This window comes from Stutzerimonas sp. LR2 (genome assembly GCF_055755175.1).
The window spans coordinates 581,615-602,673 of the sequence record NZ_JBVTRR010000001.1 but is presented as its reverse complement, the minus strand read 5'-3'; the positions used below and the strand labels follow the sequence as shown (position 1 = coordinate 602,673).

The 21,059-nt window shown below is 65.3% G+C and carries 20 protein-coding genes; 8 read left to right on the top strand and 12 right to left on the bottom strand.

Annotation, left to right across the window (positions count from 1 at the left end; genetic code table 11):
* Positions 1-154: 154 nt before the first annotated feature.
* Both ACVRRC_RS02810 and ACVRRC_RS02805 read right to left on the bottom strand, forming a co-directional pair.
* Complete coding sequence (locus ACVRRC_RS02810) at positions 155-1,513, bottom strand: spinster family MFS transporter (RefSeq protein ID WP_472996602.1); 1,359 nt, start codon at positions 1,511-1,513, stop codon at positions 155-157.
* Between the two features lie 140 nt (positions 1,514-1,653).
* Positions 1,654-2,538: an alpha/beta hydrolase family protein gene (locus ACVRRC_RS02805; protein WP_472996601.1), complete on the bottom strand. Its 885-nt coding sequence runs from the start codon at positions 2,536-2,538 to the stop codon at positions 1,654-1,656.
* A gap of 98 nt (positions 2,539-2,636) precedes the next feature.
* On the opposite strand from ACVRRC_RS02805, the gene ACVRRC_RS02800 reads away from it, so the two are divergent.
* The gene (locus ACVRRC_RS02800) at positions 2,637-3,215 is read left to right on the top strand and encodes a TetR/AcrR family transcriptional regulator (protein WP_011911353.1); all 579 of its coding nucleotides are present in this window, start codon (positions 2,637-2,639) and stop codon (positions 3,213-3,215) included.
* A 13-nt stretch (positions 3,216-3,228) separates the two neighbouring features.
* Here ACVRRC_RS02800 and ACVRRC_RS02795 read toward each other — a convergent pair whose 3' ends face one another.
* Entirely contained in the window at positions 3,229-4,014 is a 786-nt protein-coding gene (locus ACVRRC_RS02795; protein WP_014595394.1) for an IclR family transcriptional regulator, read from the bottom strand.
* 169 nt (positions 4,015-4,183) lie between these two features.
* Here ACVRRC_RS02795 and ACVRRC_RS02790 point away from each other — a divergent pair, with 169 nt between their 5' ends.
* The 5 genes from ACVRRC_RS02790 to ACVRRC_RS02770 all read left to right on the top strand — a co-directional run bounded on the left by ACVRRC_RS02790 (position 4,184) and on the right by ACVRRC_RS02770 (position 9,590).
* Positions 4,184-5,803 (top strand): AMP-binding protein, encoded by a 1,620-nt coding sequence (locus tag ACVRRC_RS02790; RefSeq protein ID WP_472996600.1) that lies wholly within the window; start codon positions 4,184-4,186, stop codon positions 5,801-5,803.
* A gap of 285 nt (positions 5,804-6,088) precedes the next feature.
* Positions 6,089-6,325 (top strand): 50S ribosomal protein L28, encoded by a 237-nt coding sequence (rpmB, locus tag ACVRRC_RS02785; protein ID WP_003242523.1) that lies wholly within the window; start codon positions 6,089-6,091, stop codon positions 6,323-6,325.
* Positions 6,326-6,336: 11 nt separating this feature from the next.
* Positions 6,337-6,492: a 50S ribosomal protein L33 gene (rpmG, locus tag ACVRRC_RS02780; RefSeq protein ID WP_003284185.1), complete on the top strand. Its 156-nt coding sequence runs from the start codon at positions 6,337-6,339 to the stop codon at positions 6,490-6,492.
* Between the two features lie 181 nt (positions 6,493-6,673).
* Entirely contained in the window at positions 6,674-8,824 is a 2,151-nt protein-coding gene (locus tag ACVRRC_RS02775) for an adenosylcobalamin-dependent ribonucleoside-diphosphate reductase (protein ID WP_063541787.1), read from the top strand.
* 58 nt (positions 8,825-8,882) lie between these two features.
* Positions 8,883-9,590, top strand: coding sequence for a TSCPD domain-containing protein (locus tag ACVRRC_RS02770; RefSeq protein WP_472996599.1), 708 nt, complete (start codon positions 8,883-8,885; stop codon positions 9,588-9,590).
* 78 nt (positions 9,591-9,668) lie between these two features.
* Here ACVRRC_RS02770 and ppnN read toward each other — a convergent pair whose 3' ends face one another.
* The 3 genes from ppnN to ACVRRC_RS02755 form a co-directional block, all read right to left on the bottom strand.
* Positions 9,669-11,042 carry a nucleotide 5'-monophosphate nucleosidase PpnN gene (gene ppnN, locus ACVRRC_RS02765; protein WP_013981310.1) on the bottom strand — a complete coding sequence of 458 codons (1,374 nt, stop codon included), beginning with the start codon at positions 11,040-11,042 and terminating at the stop codon, positions 9,669-9,671.
* Between the two features lie 241 nt (positions 11,043-11,283).
* A complete protein-coding gene (locus ACVRRC_RS02760; protein ID WP_011911359.1) occupies positions 11,284-12,237 on the bottom strand; it encodes a homoserine kinase in 954 nt (317 codons plus the stop codon).
* Between the two features lie 24 nt (positions 12,238-12,261).
* Positions 12,262-12,546: a DUF2782 domain-containing protein gene (locus tag ACVRRC_RS02755; protein ID WP_045633148.1), complete on the bottom strand. Its 285-nt coding sequence runs from the start codon at positions 12,544-12,546 to the stop codon at positions 12,262-12,264.
* 76 nt (positions 12,547-12,622) lie between these two features.
* Here ACVRRC_RS02755 and polA point away from each other — a divergent pair, with 76 nt between their 5' ends.
* Positions 12,623-15,367, top strand: coding sequence for a DNA polymerase I (gene polA / locus ACVRRC_RS02750; protein WP_472996598.1), 2,745 nt, complete (start codon positions 12,623-12,625; stop codon positions 15,365-15,367).
* A gap of 284 nt (positions 15,368-15,651) precedes the next feature.
* On the opposite strand, the gene ACVRRC_RS02745 is transcribed toward polA, so the two are convergent.
* From ACVRRC_RS02745 to ACVRRC_RS02720, 6 genes are all read right to left on the bottom strand, one after another.
* A complete protein-coding gene (locus tag ACVRRC_RS02745) occupies positions 15,652-17,604 on the bottom strand; it encodes a DUF7844 domain-containing protein (RefSeq protein ID WP_472996597.1) in 1,953 nt (650 codons plus the stop codon).
* Complete coding sequence (locus ACVRRC_RS02740) at positions 17,601-17,921, bottom strand: DUF2388 domain-containing protein (protein WP_020308018.1); 321 nt, start codon at positions 17,919-17,921, stop codon at positions 17,601-17,603. The genes ACVRRC_RS02745 and ACVRRC_RS02740 overlap by 4 nt, the downstream gene beginning before the upstream one ends.
* 42 nt (positions 17,922-17,963) lie before the next feature.
* Complete coding sequence (locus ACVRRC_RS02735; RefSeq protein ID WP_011911364.1) at positions 17,964-18,260, bottom strand: DUF2388 domain-containing protein; 297 nt, start codon at positions 18,258-18,260, stop codon at positions 17,964-17,966.
* Between the two features lie 108 nt (positions 18,261-18,368).
* On the bottom strand, positions 18,369-18,686 hold the full coding sequence (locus ACVRRC_RS02730; protein WP_011911365.1) for a DUF2388 domain-containing protein: 318 nt from the start codon (positions 18,684-18,686) through the stop codon (positions 18,369-18,371).
* Between the two features lie 106 nt (positions 18,687-18,792).
* Positions 18,793-18,993: a DUF1127 domain-containing protein gene (locus tag ACVRRC_RS02725; protein WP_049340746.1), complete on the bottom strand. Its 201-nt coding sequence runs from the start codon at positions 18,991-18,993 to the stop codon at positions 18,793-18,795.
* 154 nt (positions 18,994-19,147) lie between these two features.
* Positions 19,148-19,948: an AraC family transcriptional regulator gene (locus tag ACVRRC_RS02720; RefSeq protein WP_472996596.1), complete on the bottom strand. Its 801-nt coding sequence runs from the start codon at positions 19,946-19,948 to the stop codon at positions 19,148-19,150.
* Between the two features lie 88 nt (positions 19,949-20,036).
* On the opposite strand from ACVRRC_RS02720, the gene ACVRRC_RS02715 reads away from it, so the two are divergent.
* Positions 20,037-21,026: a bile acid:sodium symporter family protein gene (locus ACVRRC_RS02715; protein WP_125852955.1), complete on the top strand. Its 990-nt coding sequence runs from the start codon at positions 20,037-20,039 to the stop codon at positions 21,024-21,026.
* Positions 21,027-21,059: the final 33 nt, after the last annotated feature.

Sequence of the window (21,059 nt, the reverse complement as noted above, 5' to 3'; positions counted from 1 at the left end):
CTGCAGCATGAAAAAACCCGCTCTCAGGAGCGGGTTTTTTATGGCCCGATGGTTGTGTGTGGTTCGAGAGTGCAGAGGGTGGAGCGTGGGCGGGGTCGGGTCGGTGTCCCTGGGTGGATCGATAAGGCGTAATCCACTCCAGGGGCATGTCGGATCAGACCGGTTTGGGCTGCGCGTCGCTCCCCGCTGCGCTCTGCGGCTTCCATTCCTGCAAGCGATCCAGGCTGCCACGGTAGTGCTTGAGCCCCATGCCGAGCAGGATCATCGCGCCGACAAGGGCGATGCCGGTGACGATCAGCAGCGAATAGCGCAGGGCGTTGTCGTCGCCGAAGACGAAATCGGTGCCCAGCGCCACCGCGGTCGGACCGATGCCCAGGCCGACCATGGTGATGACGAACAGGTATACCGCCGACGCCTGGCCGCGCATGGAGTTGGGCATGATCTCCTGGATCGCCGCCGGGCCCACGCCGAAGGGCATGGCGATGGTGAAGACATGCAGGGCGATCAGCGCCAGCGCCAGTTCGCCGGTGCCGGCCAGGTAGGCGAGATTGAGCGGCAGAGTCAGGGCGGCGGAGATGATGCCCACGCGCAGTGGCGCGTCGCGATAACCGCGCCGGTGCAGCAGGTCCGACACTCGCCCGCCGGCGATGATGCCGATCGAGCCGGCCACCGCGACGACCGAGCCGTAGAGCACGCCGACGTCGCTGGCCGACCAGCCGTAGGTGCGGATAAAGAAGGTCGGAATCCATGCCGAGCTGCCATAGGCGGCGAATGCCAGGCAGGCGAAGCCGAAGTTGTGGCAGAGCACGGTACGGCGGTTCTGGCGGATGTAGCCGGCCACTTCGCTCAACGGCACCTCGACGCCGGCGCCGACGCCCTTGCGCGATGGCTCGCGAATCAGCAGCAGGACGGCGGCGAAGAGCACACCGGCCGCGCCGAGCACGAGAAAGATCAGCTGCCACGGGCGCACCATGCCGAGCACCGGCAGTTCGACGTCGCCCTGTGCCGAGGCGAACTTGACCACCAGCCCGCCGAGCAGGAACGCCAGACCCGAGCCGATGTAGATGCCCATGGAGTAAACGCTCATCGCGGTACCGCGCAGCTTCGGCGGGAAGCTGTCGGCGATCAGCGAGTAGGCCGAGGGCGAGAGCGCCGCCTCGCCGACCCCGACGCCGATGCGGAACACGAGAAAGTGCCAGAAGGTCTTGGCCGTGCCGCACAGCGCGGTCATCAGACTCCAGACCAGCACGCCGATGGCGATGATGCCGCGGCGGCTCTTGCGGTCGGCCAGGCGCCCGATGGGCACGCCGCAGATGGTGTAGAACACTGCGAAGGAAAAGCCCATGAGCAGGCTCATGTGAGTGTCGGTGATATCCAGATCGCGGCGGATCGGCTCCACCAGCAGGTTGAGAATCTGCCGGTCGACGAAGGACAGCACGTAGGCGAGCATCAGGATCGCGACCGTCATCCAGGCGCGGGTGCTCGAGGGATAGCCGTTATTGTTGTTGTGCATGGCAAGCTCCGATTAGCGAGGGGGCTGCAGCCCATCCTCACTTTTGTCGGAGATCGCCGATCCGGCAAGCGGAATAACTCTCACATATGTTTCGAAATATGCTTGATATGTTCCGCTCTGCGAAACTGCATCTGTGCCTATTACGCAACAGCGCCCTGCTTGTCTGCCACCAGTTCCGGTAGAAGATGCCGCGTCCAGAGGCTGTCGGCGAATTGCCGGCGGAAGAAGCCGAAGTGGCCTATGCGTGTGGCGCCGATTTCTGCCGGGGCGATGCGCTGCATGGTCTTTGGCGCCGAGCTGTAGAACCCGTGGAGGGATTCGGTGTTTCGTGCCGACATCATCTCGTCGTCGCTGAAGGACAGTGAGGTCAGCGGAGTCCGCACTGCGGCGAAGGCCTGACGCACGGGCTCGCCCTCGACACCGACCAGGTATTGCGGGTGCAGGCACCAGCGCCGCCACTGGCGAATCACCCCGGCGGGCAGGTCGCCGACGGCGCCGATGCGACCGCCTGGGAAGTAACCTGCCACCGCGGTCAGCACGGGCGCCAGGCCATGCCAGAGCAGCCAGGCCTTGTTGCGGATCTGCGGGCTGTTCTCGCGCCAGTAGCCGCTGCCGGCCGCGATGGTGACGATGCGGGTCAGGCGTTCGTGGCCGTCGACCAGTGGCAGGATCTGCGCACCGACGCTGTGTCCGATCCAGTACAGAGGCAACCCGCCGGCGACCTCGGCCGCCGCGGCGAGCACGGCGCTGCAGTCGTGACGGCCCCAGTCGAGGATGTCCACGTTCAGCTGCCGCAGCGGCATCCGACGCGAGCGCCCCATGCCCAGGTAATCGAAGGTCACCGCCAGGTAGCCCCGGTCGGCCAGCCAGTTGGCGAAATCGGTATAGAAGCGCTGCGGTACGCCCATTGCCGGGGCGATCAGCACGACGCCGGCTGGCTCCTGGCCGGGCTGGTACCAGCAGCTGGACAGGACATGGCCGTTGCCGTTGTCGATGAAGCGTTCTTCAACCTGTATCGTCGCCATCTTGTTGTTCTCCGCGCTGTTGCGATTGCCACGTCGGTGCAGTATACGAGCGGTAGAAGATAATTCTAGAAAAATATTCTAGTCAGACGGGAGGCCGGATGGCCCGCAGTAGCCGCAAGCAGGAAATCCTTCAGGCCGCGCTCGCTTGTTTCACCGAATTCGGGGTCGAGGCGACGACCATCGAGATGATTCGTGATCGCTCCGGCGCCAGCATCGGCAGCCTCTATCACCACTTCGGCAATCGCGAGCGGATCATCGCCGCGCTGTATCTGGAGGGCATTGGCGAGTACGCCGCGCTGCTCGAAGCCGGGCTGATCGAGACGCTGGATGCCGAGGCCTGCGTCCGGCTGTTCGTCACCAGCTATATCGACTGGGTGGTGGCGAATCCGGACTGGGCGCGTTTCGTCCTGCACAACCGCGGGCGGGTCGAGGCGGGGGAAATGGGCGAGCAGCTACGCGAGGTCAACCGCGTGCATGGCGAACGGGTCGGAGCGATCCTGCGTCGGCATCGCGAAAGCGGGGCATTCAGACGCATGCCGGGCGACTGCTTTCTGGCAGTGGTGATCGGCCCCTGCCACGACATGGCGCGCAACTGGCTGGCCGGACGTTCGCGCACCTCACTGGCCGACTGCCGCGAGCTGCTGGCGGATATCGCCTGGGTCAGCGTCAGGGCCTAATCAGACGGGCAGGCTAGACGCCCAGGCTCTCGATATCGCGGGCCAGCATCTCCAGCTGATGCGCCAGCGAGCCCTTGAGAGTCTCCTCGCTGAGCTGGAACGACGGGGCACCGCAGGTCAGCGCCATGATGCTGCCATCGGCCAGGTGCAGCGGCACGCCGGCGGCCATCACGTTGCGGTCCCAGTCACCCAGTGACAGGCAGAAGCCGTGCCGGGCGAACTCCTCGAACGAGGCCTGCAGGGAGTCGCGGATCGCCACCCAGCCCTCTCCATATTTGGCCGCCAGCGCCGCCATCAGGTGCTCACGCTCCTTTTCCGGGGTGGCGGCGAGAAAGGCGCGGCCGGCTGCGGTGGTGGCCAGCGGCAGACGCACGCCGGCGTCCATGCGCAGGGTGGTGACCTCGGCCGGGCGGCAGTTCTCCACATAGATCATCGACAGCCGGTCGCGGCAGGTCAGACCCACCGTGGTGTTGGTACGGCGGGCGAAGTCGTCCATGTAGGGCTTGGCCAGCTGGCGCACCCGCAGATTGGACACATAGGCATAACCCAGCGCCAGCACGCCGGAGTCGAGCTGGTATTTCTCCAGCTGCTGGGAGTAGCTGAGGTAGCCGAGCTTGGTCAGGGTATAGGTCATGCGCGACACCGTGGGCTTGGGCAGCCCGGTGATGCGTGCGATGTCCTGGTTGCCCATCACCACCGAGCCGTGGGTGAAGGCGCGTAGCACGTCCAGCCCGCGGGCCAGGGCCTCGACGAACTTGCGATCCTTGGGAGTGCCGGTGTCTTCGATGTCGTCGCTCATGGTTTCGGTCTTTCTGGCTAGTGGGCAGCGGTGGCGAACGATAGCAGATCGCCCGACCGCGAGCAGTGCGGCCAATGGCGATCATTGCGAGGAGAAAATCGATCGTCTAGTATCGAATTCGACATCCAGTTTCGCACAGTAAAACAATAATTCATTTTGGAGAATGTCGATGTCCGCTCCCGTGCAAGGCTACGTGGCCGCCGAACTGGCCCGTGGCGGCTATCAGAACGTCCATGACCTCTTGACCCTGGCCTGCGCCAAGCACCCGCACCGCACGGCATTCTCCTGTGGCGATGACCGCCTCAGCTACGCCGACCTGGCCCGGCAGGCCGACGCCTTCGCCCGGTACCTGCGCCATCATGCGGGGCTGCAACCCGGTGATCGCCTGGCGCTGCAGCTGCCCAACTCGTTGCAGTACCCCATCGCCACCTTCGGCGCGCTCAAGGCGGGGCTGGTGATCGTCAACACCAATCCGCAATACACCGCCGCCGAAGCGCGCCACCAGTTCCGCGACTCCGGTGCCAGGGCGATTCTCGTGCTCGACCGGCTGTTGCCGCTGGTGCGGGCGGTGCAGGCCGACACCGCACTGGAACGGATCATCCTCACCAGCGTCGAGGATCTGCAGGCGCCGGTCTATGACAGCCTGGAGCCGGCAACAGAGCGCTTCATGCAGGCGCTGCGGCTGGGTGAACAGAGCCCGGCGCTGGACTGCGTGGTCGGGCTCGAGCGGCTGGCGCTGCTGCAATACACCGGCGGCACCACCGGTGTGTCCAAGGGCGCGATGCTCAGTCACCGCAACCTGCTGGCCAACGTGCTGCAGACCATCGAGCTGTTCGACAAGCCGGGCCTGCTGGAGCCGGAGAAGGATGTGCGCATCGCGCCGTTGCCGCTGTATCACATCATGGCTTTCGCCACGAACTGCCTGAGCTCGGTGGGCATGGGGCTGCACACCGTGTTCATTCGCGACGGGCGCAATCTGGACGAAACCATCGGCGCCATGCAGCGTCACCCATTCAGCCTGCTCAGCGGCATCAACACGCTGTTCGTCGGTCTGATGAACCACCCGCAATTTCGCAGCATCGATTTCTCGCACCTCAAATGGACGACCTCCGGCGGTGCGCCGCTCAACAGTGAGGTCGGGCGTCGCTGGCAGGTGTTGACCGGCGCGCCGATCCGCGAGGGCTTCGGTCTCACCGAGGCGTCACCGGTGGTAGCCACCGGGACCGCGCTGAGCCCCTACCGCGAGGGTTACATCGGCCAGGCACTGATCGACACCGAGCTGCGCACCGTGGACGACGACGGCAATGACGTGCCGGCAGAAAGCCCGGGCGAGCTCTGGTTACGCGGCCCGCAGGTGATGCAGGGCTATTGGCAGCGGCCGGAGGAGACGGCCAAGGTGATCACCGCGGACGGCTGGCTCAAGACCGGTGACATCGCGCTGCTGGATGCCGAGGGTTTCGTGAAGATCGTCGATCGCAAGAAGGACATGATCCTGGTGTCTGGCTTCAACGTGTTCCCTAACGAGATCGAGGATGTGCTGATGCAGCACCCGTCGGTACGCGAATGCGTGGCGGTGGGGATCCCTGATGCGCGCAAGGGCGAGGCGGTGAAGGTCTTTGTCAGCCTGCGGGAGGCAGCCGATGATCAGGCTCTGCTCGAGCATTGCCGCCAGTTCCTGACCGGCTACAAGCTGCCGAGCGCCATCGAGATCCGCGACGAGCTGCCGAAGACGGCGGTGGGCAAGCTGCTGCGCCGTCAGCTGCGTGACGAGGCGCGGGCAACGGGCTGATCGCTGTCTATATATATGTTGCGAGGCGACGAGCGGGGCTGTTGCAGCGGGCGCCCCGGCGGGGCTCGGCGAGCCCAGCGCAGCCGGGCGGAAAAATCAATCCGCGCTTGTTGCTCCGGGGCCTTTCTGATATAAAGCAGCGCTCTTTTCTAGGGGCCCGGTATCTTCGCTCGCAGCGTGACCGGTAAGACCCCCATGAATCGTGGCGCTGAGCGCCGAACTGACAAGTGAATTCAAGCGGCCAACCCATGCCGGGTTGGGCATGTGGTTTTAGAGGGCTGAGGCATGTCGAGAGTCTGTCAAGTTACCGGTAAGGGTCCGGTAACCGGGAACAACATTTCCCACGCGAACAACAAAACCCGTCGTCGTTTCCTGCCGAACCTGCAGCATCATCGCTTCTGGGTCGAGTCCGAGAAGCGCTTCGTGCGTCTGCGCGTCTCCGCCAAGGGCATGCGCGTTATCGATAAGCGTGGCATCGACGTCGTTCTGGCCGAGCTGCGCGCCCGTGGCGAAAAGGTTTAAGGAGAGCAATCATGCGTGACCTGATCCGTTTGGTGTCCAGCGCCGGTACCGGCCACTTCTACACCACCGACAAGAACAAGCGCACCACCCCCGACAAGATCGAAATCAAGAAATTCGATCCGGTCGTTCGCAAGCACGTGATCTACAAGGAAGCCAAGATCAAGTAATTGATCGGCCCTTGAAGGAAGAACCCGCCTCACGGCGGGTTTTTTCGTTTATGGGCCGGCACCTGGCGCCCCGTTCGTCAGCGCTCCGGGTAATTTGACAAGAGTCATATGCTCCCCACGGAAATTCGCTATCGTACGAGCTTCCCTTTCTCCCACTTTTCGGCACGAGGATGCGCAGCGCATGGCGAAGACGGACGGGCCCATCGCGGCAGACAGCAAGAGCACTTCCAGCATCGCCCTGCAGGCGGCTTCCGAGGACATCTGGTCGCAGAAATACCGCCTGAGCAGCAAGGACGGCACGCCCATCGACCAGACCGTCGATGACACCTGGCAGCGAGTCGCCCGTGCCCTGGCCGACGTCGAACCGGCCAAGCAGCGCGAGCACTGGTACGAGCGCTTCCTCTGGGCGCTGCGCAATGGCGCGATCCCGGCCGGGCGGATCATTTCCAACGCCGGCGCGCAGGACTACAAGCCGGCCACCTCGACCATCAACTGCACCGTCTCCGGCTCGATCACCGACTCGATGGACGACATTCTCGGCAAGGTCCACGAGGCCGGGCTGACGCTCAAGGCCGGCTGCGGCATCGGCTACGAGTTCAGCACCTTGCGTCCGCGCGGCTCATTCGTTTCCGGCGCCGGCGCGCACACCAGCGGCCCGCTGTCGTTCATGGATATCTTCGACAAGATGTGCTTCACCGTGAGTTCGGCCGGCGGCCGCCGCGGCGCGCAGATGGGTACCTTCGACGTCGGCCATCCGGACGTGCGCGAGTTCATCCGCGCCAAGCGCGAGGACGGCCGCCTGCGTCAGTTCAACCTGAGCCTGCTGATCACCGACGAGTTCATGCAGACCGTCGAGGCCGACGGCGAGTGGCCGCTGATCTTCCCGGTGCATGCCAAGGAAGCCGCCGAGCTGGATCTGGCCGACGATGCCCAGGTGATCTGGCGCGAATGGCCGGTGCACGACGGCTACATCGTGCGCGACGATGGCCTGGTGGCCTGCAAGATCTACGGGCGGGTCAAGGCTCGGCATCTGTGGGACATGATCATGGTCTCCACCTACGACTACGCCGAGCCAGGCTTCATCCTCATCGACCGGGTCAACCAGCTGAACAACAACTGGTGGTGCGAGGCGATCCGCGCGACCAACCCCTGCGGTGAGCAGCCGCTGCCGCCATACGGCTCCTGCCTGCTGGGCTCGATCAACCTGACCCACTTCGTCATCGACCCGTTCGGCGTCGAAGCGCGCTTCGACTGGGACAAGTACCGCGAAGTGGTGCGCGTCTTCACCCGCATGCTGGACAACGTCGTCGAGATCAACGGCCTGCCGCTGGAGCAGCAGCGCCACGAGATCGAGAGCAAGCGCCGCCATGGCATGGGCTTCCTCGGTCTCGGCTCGACCCTGACCCTGCTCAAGCTGCGCTATGGCAGCCCGGAAGCCTGCGTGTTCACCGAGGAAGTTTCCCGCGAGATGGCGCTGGTCGGCTGGGAGCAGGCGCTGGAGCTGTCGAAGGAGAAGGGCCCGGCGCCGCTGTTGAGCCAGACCTTCGAGGTTACCGCAGAGATGCTGCGCAAGCGTCCGGAGATGGCCAAGGACGGCTACAAGGTTGGCGACCAGATTGCCGGTCGTGTGCTGCACGCCAAATACTCGCGGTATATGCAGAAGATCGCCGAATACGCGCCCGATCTGATCGAGGCACTGGCCGAGCAGGGCGCGCGCTTCACCCACCACAGCTCCATCGCGCCCACCGGCACCATCAGCCTCAGCCTGGCCAACAACGCCTCCAACGGCATCGAGCCGAGCTTCGCCCATCACTACTCGCGCAACCTGATCCGTCCGGGCCGCAAGGCCAAGGAGAAGATCGAGGTGTTCAGCTACGAGCTGCTGGCCTATCGCACGCTGATCAACGCGCGCGCCAAGCCCGGCTCCGACGAGCCGGGCGAGAAGCTGCCGGACTACTTCATCACCGCCGATGACGTCAGCCCGACCCAGCATGTGGACATCCAGGCCGCGGCGCAGAAGTGGGTCGACTCATCGATCTCCAAGACTGCCAACGTGCCGACCGACTACCCGTTCGAAGCGTTCAAGGACATCTATCGCTACGCCTGGCGCCAGGGCCTCAAGGGCTGCACCACCTTCCGCTTCAACCCGGCGGCATTCCAGGGCGTGCTGGTCAAGGAGGCCGACCTGGAGAAGACCCTGTACCGCTTCACCCTCGAAGACGGCAGCGTGGTCGAGCTCAAGGGCAACCAGGAAGTCGAGTACGACGGCGAGGTGAACACCGCCGCCAACCTCTTCGACGCCCTCAAAGAAGGCTACTACGGCAAGTACTGATTCCGCCTGAACCGCTTGTACGCCGGGCCGTTCATGGCCCGGCAGGAGAGATTGCACAATGACCGTAAAGATCACCCAGCGCATCAAGGGCTTCAAGGTCGTCGACGAGACCCTCGAGCGTCCCGCGACCGCCACCAGCGGCAGCGATGGCACGGCGAGCAAGGCCGTCAACGTGGTGGAGATGGACGAGAGCCTGCAGCGCCCGGAAACCCTGATCGGCATGACCTACAAGATCAAGTCGCCGCTGTTCGAACATGCGCTGTACGTCACCGTGAACGACATCGTGCTCAACGCCGGCACGCCGCACGAGCAGCGCCGGCCGTTCGAGATCTTCATCAACTCGAAGAACATGGACCACTTCCAGTGGATCGTCGCGCTCACCCGGATCATGTCCGCAGTGTTCCGCAAGGGCGGTGACTGCACCTTCCTCGTCGAGGAGCTCAAGGCGGTGTTCGATCCGCGTGGCGGCTACCTGAAGAAAGGTGGCGTCTACATGCCCTCGATCGTTGCCGAAATCGGCGCGGTGCTGGAGCGCCATCTGATTGCCATCGGCATGCTCGAAGGCCATGCCCTGGACGAAACCCAGCTCAAATACCTGGCCGAGAAGCGCGCCGCCTACGAGGCCAGCCAGGGTGCGGTGGCGGTGGAGCCGGGTGAAGGCTTCCCGGCCGGCGCGCAGCTGTGCAACAAGTGCAACGCCCAGGCCGTGGTGCAGATGGATGGCTGCGCCACCTGCCTGAACTGCGGCAACTCCAAATGTGGCTGACCGCTCACGCGGTAGGATGAAAAAAAAGGCCCGGGCTGATGCCTCGGGCCTTTTTCGTTGGCGCGAGGCGAGGCGCGCTCAGGTCACCACGCGATAGCAGGGCGTGTACGGCACGCCTCCCGGCAGTTTCATGCGGTGCTGCTCGACGAAGGCCTGCAAAAGCTTGTCCAGCGGCTGCATGATCGCCGCGTCGCCATGGATCTCGTAACGGCCGTACTGCTCGATGCGGCGAATGCCCTTGTCCTTGACGTTGCCGGCGACGATGCCGGAGAACGCCCGGCGCAGATTGGCGGCCAGCTCGTGGGCCGGCAGGTCGCGACGCAGCTGCAGGTTGGCCATCGCCTCGTGGGTGGGATCGAAGGGCCGCTGGAAGCCTTCCTCGATCTTCAACAACCAGTTGAAATGGAACGCGTCGTTGCGTTCGCGGCGGAAGCGGCGCACCTCGCGCAGGCCCTCGGTCATCTGCCGCGCCACCTCGGTGGGGTCGTTGAAGATGATCTGATAGCGCTGCTGCGCTTCTTCGCCGAGGGTGGCGCCGACGAAATCGTGCAGCTGCTGCAGATAGTCCGCTGCGTCGCTCGGGCCGGTGAGGATGACCGGGAAAGGCACGTCGCGATTGGCCGGGTGCAGCAGGATGCCGAGCAGGTAGAGGAACTCTTCGGCGGTGCCGACCCCGCCGGGAAAGATGATGATGCCATGGCCGACCCGGACGAAGGCTTCCAGGCGCTTCTCGATGTCCGGCAGGATCACCAGCTCGTTGACGATCGGGTTTGGCGCCTCGGCGGCGATGATGCCCGGCTCGGTCAGCCCCAGGTAGCGGCTGCCGACGCGGCGCTGCTTGGCATGGCCGATGGTGGCGCCCTTCATCGGACCCTTCATCACGCCGGGGCCGCAGCCGGTGCAGACATCCAGGCTGCGCAGCCCCAGTTCATGGCCGACGCGCTTGCTGTACTTGTATTCCTCGGTGCTGATCGAGTGGCCGCCCCAGCACACCACCATGTTTGGCTCGACACCCGGGCGCAGCGTGCGGGCATTGCGCAGCAGGTGGAAGACGTAGTCGGTGATGCCCTGCGAGCTGTCCAGGTCGATGCGTGCACTGCTCAGCTCGCTCTCGGTGTAGACGATGTCGCGCAGGGCACTGAACAGCATCTCGCGGGTGCTGGCAATCATCTCGCCGTCGACGAAGGCGTCGGCCGGTGCGTTGAACAGCTCCAGACGTACGCCACGGTCCTGCTGCAGGATGCGCACCTCGAAGTCCTCATAGGCTTCGAGAATGGTCTTGGCGTTATCGATGCGGGTGCCGGTGTTGAGGATGGCCAGCGCACACTGGCGGAAGAGTTTGTGCGTGCGTCCCGAGCCGACTTCACTCAGCTGTTGCACTTCGCGCTGGGACAGGGTTTCCAGGCTGCCCTTGGGGCTAACCGAGGCGTTGATTACATAGCGTTGGGTCATTCGTCGTTCCCTGAAATGCCACCGGATCGGCTGCATTGCGATGGTGAGCCCGGGGGCTGCAAGACTACGGGGTCGCCGGTTCATGGCGTGTCGAGGCACTCGCATGGCGAGCGGCCGTGAACACGGCAGGAAAAAGGTGCGCCATCTTACCTGTGATGCGCGGCATTGCGGGTTGGCGCTTGGTCGAGCCATCGACCAGGCACTGCCTGGTCAGGTGGCTTCGCCCCTTCAGGCCGCGGCGTCAGAACGCAAAAGGTAAGACACTCTGAGGGCGCTGGCGTGCGGCGAGCAGGCGATGAAATTCGCCGGGGTCTTTCACCTGCACGTCCGCCTTGCCTTCGTGACGCTGCGCCGCGATCAGCCGCGACAACCAGAAGCGCACGCAGGCGACCCGCAGCATCGGCTGCCAGAGTTCGGCTTCGGCCGGGGTGAAGCGGCGCAGGGCCGAATAGGCCGCCAGCAGCGGCTCGCTGCGTTCACCGTCGATCTCGCCGTTGGGGTGCGAGCACCAGTCGTTCACAGCAATCGCCAGGTCGTAGAGCATCGGCCCGGAGCAGGCGTTGTAGAAGTCGATCACCCCGGTCAGGTGGCTGCCTTCGAACAGCACATTGTCGCGGAACAGGTCGGCGTGCAGGTTGGCGCGGGGCAGGGCGAGGAGTTTCGGTCGCAGCTCGGCGATTTCCGCCAGGCCGTCGCGCAGCAGCGGCAGCTGATCCTCGGGCAGGCTCAGCGCCAGGCTCGGCCCCTGCTCCTGCATCCAATCCAGGCCGCGGTCGCTGGCGCGTTCGAGGATGTGGTCGCGGGTGGCCAGATGCAGACGCGCCAGCAGCCGACCGACTTCGGCGCAATGGTGCGGGTTGGGCTCGACCACGTGCTTGCCGGGCAGTCGCGGCTGCAGCAGCGCGGGCTTCTCCGCCAGCTCGCGCAGGGCCTCGCCCTGTTCGGTGCGCAGCGCATAGGGCACCGGCAGGCCGGCGCGGTGCAGCACGTCGAGCAGTTCGATGAAGAACGGCAGGTCCTGGCGCGGGCCGCGCTCGATCAGGGTCAGCACGTATTCGCCCTGCTCCAGGCTGATGAAGAAGTTGCTGTTCTCGCTGCCTGCGGCGATGCCCTGGAAGTCGCGCAGCCGGCCGAGCCGGTAGGGCGCCAGAAAGGCCTCCAGTTCATCGCGTTGCAGGGGCGTGAATACCGACATGTTGTCCTCCGGCGGATATCTGGATTACCAGCTGAAGATCTTCCACGCGGGGATCAGCATGTCCGGCTGGTCGGAGCGCACGAAGTTGCCGTCATTTCCATCCGCCCGCACCAGGAAGTAGGGCTTGCCGTGCTTGGGCGTGACTTTCACGGCGTAGAGGAAGCCGTTGACGCGATATTCCTCGACGGTGCGATCGCCTTCCTGACGGATGGTTACGTCCGGCTCACCTTCGACCGACTCCTGGGCGAAGCCGGCCAGAGGGGTGCATGCCAGCAGGCTGGCCAGCATCAGGTGTTTGAGAGCGCGCATGGTAACCTTGTCCCTTTGTCGATAAGTGGTCCTTCGCATTCTAGCTCCGGGCCCGCCGAAAAGGTTGATTCCGCTCATGAGCCAAGCCCCCCTCGTCCTGGTGGACGGTTCGTCCTACCTGTACCGCGCCTTCCACGCGCTGCCTCCGCTGACCACCTCTACCGGCAAGCCGACCGGTGCGGTCAAGGGTGTGCTGAATATGTTACTGAGCCTGCGCAAACAGTATCCGGACAGCCCGTTCGCCGTGGTTTTCGACGCCAAGGGTCCGACCTTTCGCGACGCGCTGTTCGAGAACTACAAGTCGCACCGCCCGCCGATGCCCGATGACCTGCGCGTGCAGGTCGAGCCGCTGCATGCCAGCGTCCGTGCACTGGGGCTGCCGCTGTTGTGTGTGGAAGGGGTCGAGGCCGACGACGTTATCGGCACCCTGGCGCGGCAATGCGCGGCGCTGGGCCGTGATGTGGTGATCTCCACCGGCGACAAGGACATGGCCCAGCTGGTCTGCCCGCACGTCACCCTGGTCAACACCATGACCGGCAGCGTCTATGACATCGAGGGCGTGAAGGCCAAGTTCGGCGTCGGCCCGGAACTGATCATCGACTTCCTCGCGCTGATGGGCGACAAGGTCGACAACATTCCTGGCGTGCCAGGCGTGGGCGAGAAGACGGCATGTGGCCTGCTCAACGGCATCCCAGGCGGGCTCAAGGGGCTCTACGAGCACCTCGACCAGGTCGCCGGGCTGCCTATTCGCGGTGCCAAGTCGTTGGGCGCCAAGCTGGAGGAGCATCGCGATGCCGCCTTCATGTCCTACGAGCTGGCGACGATCAAGATCGACGTGGCGCTGGACGTCGAGGTCGGTGACCTGATGCCCGGGGAGCCGCACCGCGAGGCGCTGATTGCCCTTTATCGCGAACTGGAATTCAAGCAGTGGCTAGACGAGCTGCTGCGCGAGGCCAAGGCGGCGGGGGAGAACTGCGAGGTGCAGCCAGAAGGCTGTTCGATCCAGGCCGAGGCCCAGTACGAGACCCTACTGGAGCAGGCCGATTTCGAGCGCTGGCTGGCGCGTCTGAAGGTGGCCGAATGTTTTGCCTTCGATACCGAAACCACCAGCCTTGATGCGCAGCGCGCCGAGCTGGTCGGCGTGTCTTTCGCCGTGGAGCCGGGCCAGGCGGCTTACGTGCCGCTGCGCCATTCCTACATGGGCGTTCCGCAGCAGCTCGAGCTGGATGCCGTGCTCGGCGCGCTCAAGCCGCTGCTGGAAGATCCGGCCAAGACCAAGATCTGCCAGCACGGCAAATACGACATGAACGTGCTGATGCACTACGGCATCGAGATGCGCGGCATGGCTTTCGACACCATGCTCGAATCCTACGTGCTGGACGCCACCGCCACTCGCCACGACATGGACAGTCTGGCGCTCAAGTACCTCGGCCGCGGCACCATCCGTTTCGAAGACATTGCCGGCAAGGGCGCCAAGCAGCTGACCTTCGACCAGATCGCCATCGAGCAGGCCGGCCCGTACGCCGCCGAGGACGCCGACGTCACCCTGCGCCTGCACCAGACCCTGCTCGGCAAGCTGGAGCAGACGCCATCGCTGCTCAGGGTGCTGACCGAGATCGAGATGCCGCTGGTGCCGGTGCTGGCGCGCATCGAGCGCAACGGCGCGCTGGTCGATGCACAGTTGCTTGGCCAGCAGAGCGTCGAGCTGGGCGACAAGCTGGTGCAGCTGGAACGCGAGGCCTTCGACATCGCTGGCGAGGAGTTCAACCTCGGCTCGCCCAAGCAGCTCTGCGCGATTCTCTACGACAAGCTCGGCTGCCCGGTGATCTCCAAGACCGCCGGCGGCCAGCCGTCCACGGCCGAGAGCGTGCTGGCCGAACTGGCCGAGCAGGATTACCCGCTGCCAAAGGTCATCATGCAGCACCGCAGCCTGAGCAAGCTCAAGGGCACCTACACCGACAAGCTGCCGCAGCAGATCAACCCGCGCACCGGGCGCATCCACACCAGCTACCACCAGGCGGTGACCGCCACCGGCCGGCTGTCCTCCAGCGACCCGAACCTGCAGAACATCCCGATCCGCACCGCCGAGGGGCGGCGCATTCGCCAGGCCTTCGTCGCGGCGCCGGGCTACAAGCTGCTGGCGGCGGACTACTCGCAGATCGAGCTGCGCATCATGGCCCACCTGGCGCAGGATGCCGGCCTCTTGCACGCGTTCCAGAACGACCTGGATGTGCACCGCGCCACGGCCGCCGAGGTGTTCGGCGTACCGCTGGAGCAGGTCAGCAACGACCAGCGCCGCAGCGCCAAGGCCATCAACTTCGGCCTGATCTACGGCATGAGCGCCTTCGGCCTGGCCAAGCAGATCGACGTCGGCCGCAAGGAAGCGCAGGAGTACATCGACCGCTATTTCGCCCGCTACCCCGGCGTGCTCGCCTACATGGAGCGCACCCGCACCCAGGCCGCCGAGCAGGGCTATGTCGAGACACTGTTCGGTCGCCGGCTGTACCTGCCGGAGATCAATTCGAAGAACGGCGCCATGCGCAAGGGCGCCGAGCGCACCGCGATCAACGCGCCGATGCAGGGCACCGCAGCGGACATCATCAAGCGCGCCATGATCGCCGTGGACGGCTGGCTGCAGGACAGCGGGCTGGATGCACGGGTGATCCTGCAGGTCCACGATGAATTGGTGCTGGAAGTGCGCGAAGACCTGGTCGAGCAGGTCCGCGAAGCCATCTGCCCGCTCATGAGTGGGGCCGCCCAGCTGGACGTGCCGCTGCTGGTCGAGGCGGGCGTTGGCAACAACTGGGACGAGGCGCACTGATCGAGCTGCCGAAAAATGTCGGTAGTCGACGAAATTTTTTTCGTTCGCGTTGAACTTACGGCGCAACGCTCCGGTCAGAGCATGCGAAGGGTGTAAAAGCCCTTCGATGCTCCTTGTTGTGTTAAGTGTTGGCAGATCTCTGGACCCCGCCCTAGCGGTCCGGATTCGACCTCGAACTTCCCCCTCCCCCAATGAAGTTCGAGGTTTTTTTTGCCTGGAGAAAAGTTTGCGAGCCGGATCCCCTGCTCGCGATGCGTCCTTGCTCGCACGCCTGAAGCGCCAAATTATGGCAGCTCCAACCCACCCCCAGCCTTATGCAACCCGCGCAGTCGCTCGCCTATCTGCGCCAGGTTCACTTCGATCGCTTCGAGTTCCTCCCGTCGCTCATCGCCCAGCAGCACCCGGACTTCCTGGTCCAGTTCTTCGGTCAGCTGATTCAGGCGCAGTTGGCGTTGTTCGCTTTCGCGTTCCAGGCGGGTCCATTCGCGGGTTTGGGGCAGGCCGTAGCCGTCGCCGTCGAGCAGTTCGGCCGGGCGGCTGAGGTAGCCGCTGCTGGCGAGGATTTCCTGCAGCGCGCCGTCAGCCCTATTCAGGCTGTCGTCGCGGCCGCGGCCGCCGAGGTAGCGGTTCTTCAGCTCGTCCTGGGCCAGGAGCAGCTGGCGGCGCAGGGCGGCCTGTTCGACCAGCAGCAGGGCGGCGGCGGCACGCAGGTCGGCGCGGTCGATCCATGGCTGGCGTTCGGCAGCGTCGAGCTCGAGCCACTGCTCGACACTGTGCTGGGGTAGGCCCAGGCGTTCCTTGAGCACGGCGAACATGGCCTGGTAGCGGTCGCGGTAGGAGTCGAAGCGGTAGCCCAGACGCAGCGCCTCGCTGGCGTCGTCGAGCACGCTGGCGTCGGCCAGGCCGCGGTAGATCAGCACTTCCAGCAGTCCGTTGGGCATGATGCTGTCCAGTGCGACCAGATCACTGCGTGCCGTGCCGCTGCGCAGCAGTTTCAGGGTTTCCACCGCGCAGTTGTTGGACAGGAAGTAGTAGTCGCCGTCGTAGCTCCAGTGCAGTTCGGCGCTGCGCTCGACCAGCTGGCGAATCTCTTCGGGGTGCAGTCTCAAGGGCACCGAGGCCAGCCCGCGCAGCTCCACCTTGGTGTATTCGTCGATCACCTGGCCCAGCGGCAGAATGAACAGCCGCGAGGGGTAGACGCCGGTGAGGCCGTCCCAGCTGGAGAGCTGAACGTCATCGACGAAGGCGCGGAAGGACAACACCAGATGGTGGTCCAGATCCAGTCGACAAGCGGGGCCGGGCTCGCGGCCGGGCGCGCAGATGACCAGGCGCAGCATGCTATGGCCCCAGCGGCTGACCCAGGCGTCGTTGGCTTCGGCGAACAGGTAGTCGACCTCGTAGACACGCGCAGGGTCAAGGCTCAGCAGGGGCGTACGGCCGAACTCGCGACCGGCGTTGAGAAAGGGGTAGCCCGGCGTGCAGTCCGCAGGCTCCGGTGCCCAGCCGAAGTGCTCGCTGAAATAGCGGTGCAGGGATGGGCGGCGGCAGGCGTAGCTGGGGTCGAGCAGGAAGTATTCGAGGTTCACCGCGACGAACTCCAGCGGGCTGGTCAGCTCGTACGGGTCGGGAGTGCGCGCCAGCTGCGCGTTGTCCTGTTCGCGCAGGCCGCGCTTGCCAACCCGTTGCGGCCAGCCGGCCAGATCGAGCAGGCGCGGGTCATCGCTGAGGGTGAAGCGGCGGTCGGTCTGCCCGCGGCAGTCGTCCGGCAGTCCGATTTGCCCGAGATTGCTGGCGCGCTGACGGCAATGACCCTGCAGCAGGTGTTGATCCGGCGACCACAGGCGCGCGCGATCGTACAGATGCGCCACTTCATGAATGACGGTGGCGAGCAGCTCGCGGCGCACCGTGCCGTGGGGACGATTGGTCTTTTCCTCGGCAGCGCTGCCGTCGGTGAGCGCCGGCAGCAAGCGGCGGTTGAGTTCCAGGCGCTTGCCGCCGGCGCGGCCATAAGCCTGTTCCGGCAGGTTGTCGCGCCATTGCACGCGCACCTCGCGATCGAGGCTCTGCACCAGGCGCGGGGGCAGGGCGGCCATGGCTTCGTCCAGCAGCGCCTGGCTGGCGGCGCGTTGCTCGGCGTCCAGCGTGCGTGCGTCGAGAACCAGGCGCAGCTCGGCATGAGCCGCGATGCTGGCCAGGCTCAGGCCGCTCGCCAGCAGCCAGGCGCCGAGGCGGGTCACAGCGCGAGGATGGCTTCGGCCAGTTGCAGATCGCTGGCGTTGCGCGCCGCGGGGAACTCGCTGCGCAGGGAGCCGATCGCCGCTTCCAGATGGGCACCGCGGATCTCGCCGGCGCTGGCGACGAAGCTGGCGGCGTCTTCGCGGGCCTCGACGACGACCTTCATGTCACTGATGCGGCTGGTCACGTCGGACGTGAAGTTGATGCTGCGGTCCAGGGCACGCACGACGATGTTGCTGGTGGCCACGAGGGTCTGCGCCTGGGCTGTGCCCGCGGCGACGGCCAGCGCCAGCGGGGCGGCGAGCAATAGCTTGTTCATCGATGAATCTCTCACGGGTCTGGGCACCGGCAGGCGGTGCGGTTATTGGACGAGGATGGCTTCGGCCAGTTCCAGGTCGCTGGCGGCAAGCTCCGGATGTTCCTGGCGCAGACGCGACAGGGCGGCCTGCAGGCGTGCCGCAACGAGCTGCCCCTCGCTGGCTACGAAGCCCGCCGCATCTTCACGGGCCTCGGCGATCAGCTTGTTGTCGAAGGGAGCGCTGGTGAGCTGGCTGCTGACGTAGCTGGTACGCACGACGGCGGCGGTGGTGACATCGAACGCCATGGCAGAGCCGGCGCTGCAGCCGAACAGCAGAAGGGCGATGGAAAACGAACGCATGAGCAACCTGTAGCCGGGAAAAACGGCGCCAAGGCTAGCGAAACGCCTGCCCCAGAGCCAGTGCCCGGTTGCATCCGCAGGTTTCGGCAGCGTCCGCTGCCGGGCTCGTCAAAGGGCGAGTATCGCCTCGGCCAGCTGCAGATCGCTGGCCTGCAATTGCGGCTGCTGGCTGCGAATGTGCTGCAGCGCCGCCTCGAGATGGGCGCCGCGCAGATCGCCACGGCTGGCGACAAAGCGTGCGGCGTCGTCACGGGCGTCGAGCACCAGCTTGTCGTCACGCAGGGATGAAGTGAGGTCCGAGGTGGCATCGACGGTATTGATCAGGCCTCCGACCACCACGTCGGTGGTGGCGGTAAAGCTGGCCGCCGAAGCAGCGCCACTCAGCAGCAGGCCGGCGGCGAGGAAGGGAAGCAGGATTCGGGACATGGCAGATCTCCAGTAATGAGGCTCTAGACCGTGCCATGGGCGTTGCGTTCCGCCGCCAGGGCCGTGCCGGTCAGCCTAGGCGACAGACTCTAGAGCGCGAACCGCTTCAGCGCCAGAACGGCTTGTCCAGTTCGGCGGCGCGCTCGCTGTGACTGATGCCGACATCGGCGAGCTGGCGGTCATCGAGCTGCGCCAGTTGCTGGCGGGTACGGTAGTTGCGTTGCCAGCGCTGCAGCAGCCGCAACAGTTGCTGCCAGCTGCGGCTCTGGAGGGTGGCCTGATATGGACGGGTCAGCGAGCGGTCCATGAGCGCGTTCCTTCCCGGCAAGCCGGGTGCGGGTTATGGGCAGACAGGATCGCGCGCGGCCAGCGGCTGTTACAGCCACAGGGGGTGTCAATTGTGCCGGTGCAGTTTTATTGTGGGCGTAACTGTACTGCTCGCGCGATGAGCAACTGTTTGCTTACGGGCGCGGTGACCTTGCCAACGCACCCGGCGTAGTGCCGAACTGTTGGCCGAATGCGGCGATGAACGCCGAGGTGGAGTCGTAGCCGCAGGCCAGAGCGACGTCGGTTACCGGTTGGCCCCGCTCCAGCAACGGCAGCGCGCTGAGCAGGCGCAAACGCTGGCGCCAGGCGCGAAAACTGAGGCCGGTGTCGCGCTGGAACTGGCGGGTCAGGGTCTTCTCGGATATGTGCAGTTGCTCGCTCCACTGCGCCAGGCTGAAGGACAGGTCCGGCTGTTCATACAGTGCCTCGCAGATGCCGCGCAGGCGTACGTCATCGGGCCAGGGCAGCGAGTAGCCGAGCTCCGGGGCGGCGCGTAACTGGTCGAGGATGACGGCGGCCAGACGGCCGTCTGCGCCCTGTTCGTCGTAGTCCACCGGCAACGTGCCGAATGCTCGGATCAGTTCGCGCAGCAACGGACTCACCGCCAGCACCTGGCAATGCGCAGGCGCCCAGGGCATGGCGCGCTGGTCGATGTACAGGCTGCGCATCTCGGTCTGCGGCGAACTGATTACCTCATGCAGCAGGCCCGGCGGAATCAGGATGGCGCGCTGCGGCGGGGCGAGAAAACGCCCGCGCTCGGTATGCACGCGCAGCACGCCGCTGATGGCGTAGGACAGCTGTGCCCAGGGATGGCTGTGGCGCGGTGTGGTGGTCCGTTCGGTGAGGGATTCACTGCGTGCGAACAGCGGTCGCGGCAGCGCATCCATGACCGGGATGCTGCGCTGGGCGAGGCTGGCCTGTCCTTTTCTCGACATTTGTCTGGCCAATGGCGTTAGTCGGATGTTCAAGCCGACAGTAGACTCCAGAGCCATTCGCTGCAAGCCACACGCATCAGGAGCACCCATGGCCAGACCCCGCCTGCTACCGGACAATTTCACCCTCGCGCTGCTCGGCGCAGTGGCCATCGCCACGCTGCTGCCGGCGCGCGGGCAGGGCGTGGTGGTGTTCGAGTGGATCACCAATCTGGCCATTGGCCTGCTGTTCTTCATGCATGGCGCCAAGCTGTCGGGCAGCGCGATTCTCGCCGGCATGGGGCACTGGCGCCTGCATCTTTTGGTGTTCAGCTGCACGTTCGTGCTGTTCCCGCTGCTCGGCCTGGCGCTGCGCCCGCTGCTGACGCCGATGATCGGCGCCGAGCTCTACCTGGGCATGCTCTACCTATGCGCGCTGCCGGCCACGGTGCAGTCGGCCATCGCCTTCACATCGCTGGCGCGCGGCAATATCCCGGCGGCGGTATGCAGCGCGGCGGCTTCGAGCCTCATTGGCATCTTCCTCACGCCGCTGCTGGTGCTGCTGCTGATGGGCGCCCAGGGCGAAGGCGGCTCGACGCTGGAGGCCATCGGCAAGATCGTCGTGCAGCTGCTGCTGCCGTTCATAGCCGGGCAGATCGCGCGGCGCTGGATTGGTGACTGGGTGGCGCGCAACAAGGGCTGGCTGAAGAACGTCGATCAGAGTTCCATCCTGCTGGTGGTCTATACCGCCTTCAGCCATGCGGTGGTCGAGGGCATCTGGCAGCAGGTGCCGCTGCCGCAGCTGCTGGGCCTGGTGCTGGCCTGCTGTCTGCTGCTGGCGCTGGCGTTGCTCAGCACCTGGTTGATCGCCCGCTGGCTGGGCTTCGACCTGGAAGACCGCATCACCATCCTCTTCGCCGGCTCGAAGAAGAGCCTCGCCACCGGCATCCCCATGGCGCAGGTGCTGTTCGCCGGCGGCGCGCTGGGCACGCTGATCCTGCCGTTGATGCTGTTCCACCAGATCCAGCTGATGGTCTGCGCGGTACTAGCGCAGCGCTATGCATCGCGACCGGAGACAGCAACGGTCGCAAAAGCCGGCTGAACCCGAAGCAAATCAGTGACAGATTCGTGACCG